This window comes from Alcanivorax sp. HI0083 (assembly GCF_001635175.1).
Map to the genome: position 1 here is coordinate 1 of NZ_LWFX01001288.1, position 1,305 is coordinate 1,305.

Genomic DNA, 1,305 nt, shown 5'->3' on the forward strand with positions numbered 1-1,305 from the left:
TGTCCTGGGTAGATAGCGGCACGGTGTAGCTCCAGAAAGGGTTGCTGTGCGCGTATTCTACGTATTACCCGGCCGAAAAGCAGCCGTCATGTGGGTTAGTCATGAGGGCTTGCGAGTACAGAGAATTCAGGAGAGAGGGGCCATGGCGAAGTCCAGCCGTTCCAAGACCAGCAAGGCTTGGTTGAAAGAACATTTCAACGACCCGTGGGTGGCCAGGGCCCAGGAGCAGGGGTATCGCTCCCGGGCCAGTTTCAAGCTGCTGGAAATGCACGAGAAAGACCGTTTGTTCCGGCCGGGAATGACGGTGCTGGATCTTGGCGCTGCGCCGGGGGGGTGGAGCCAGGTGGCGGGCCAGCTGATCGGCGGCAAGGGGACGGTGATTGCCAGTGATATTCTCGCCATGGATGCCCTGCCGGATGTGACCTTCATTGAGGGGGACTTTCGTGAGGATGCGATCTATGAGCAAATCCTTGCGGCGCTGGGGGATCAGCGGGCAGACCTTGTAATGTCCGACATGGCCCCCAATATGAGTGGTAATAGTGCTGTAGATCAGCCGCGGGCCATGTATCTGGCAGAGTTGGCGCTGGATATGGCTGAGCGGGTGCTGGAACCGGATGGCCTGTTTCTGGTCAAGGTATTCCAGGGTGAGGGGTTTGAAGACTACCGCAAAGCGCTGCAAAGCCGTTTCAAGCGCGTCGTCAGCCGCAAACCGGCGGCAAGCCGGGCTCGCTCCACAGAGGTCTATCAGTTGGGTTTTGGCCTGAAATAGGCGGTGAAAGCCGTAAAATGGCTATATTCCTGTCCGAACCGGCATTACGTTGCTTCTGGCAAATGGTGTAAGGTGTAAGAGCCTGCGTATAGGCTCCAGGCAGGTTCTAAGTTCGTTAGTGTGCGCGCGAGCGCCCGGATTAATCGAGGTCTCCCTTGAACGACATGACCAAGAATATTGTGCTGTGGCTGGTGATTGCCGGCGTCTTGTACGTGGTGGCATCCAGTCTCAGTACGCAGCCTGCAACCACAGATGTGCCCTATTCCACCTTCATTTCGCGGGTAGAAGACGGCAAAGTGCAGGAAGCGAAAATCGGCGAAAGTACGATTACCGGGACCTACACGGATGGTGGCCAGTTCCGCACGGTGAAACCGCCGACGCTGGACACCAATCTGATGCCCACGCTGATCCAGAATGATGTAAACGTGGTGGGCCTGGAGCCCCAGCGTCAGGGCTTTCTGACCCAGCTGTTCCTGTCCGTACTGCCCATTCTGCTGATTCTGGCCATCTTTATCTTCTTTATGCGCCAGATGCAG

At 56.9% G+C, this 1,305-nt stretch carries 2 protein-coding genes; both read left to right on the forward strand.

Annotated features, from left to right (window positions below):
• Positions 1-142 precede the first annotated feature (142 nt).
• Positions 143-769: a 23S rRNA (uridine(2552)-2'-O)-methyltransferase RlmE gene (gene rlmE, locus A3754_RS19100; RefSeq protein ID WP_063520965.1), complete on the forward strand. Its 627-nt coding sequence runs from the start codon at positions 143-145 to the stop codon at positions 767-769.
• 164 nt (positions 770-933) lie between these two features.
• On the forward strand, positions 934-1,305 hold a 372-nt coding region (locus A3754_RS19105), incomplete at its 3' end, for an ATP-dependent metallopeptidase FtsH/Yme1/Tma family protein (protein ID WP_197468723.1).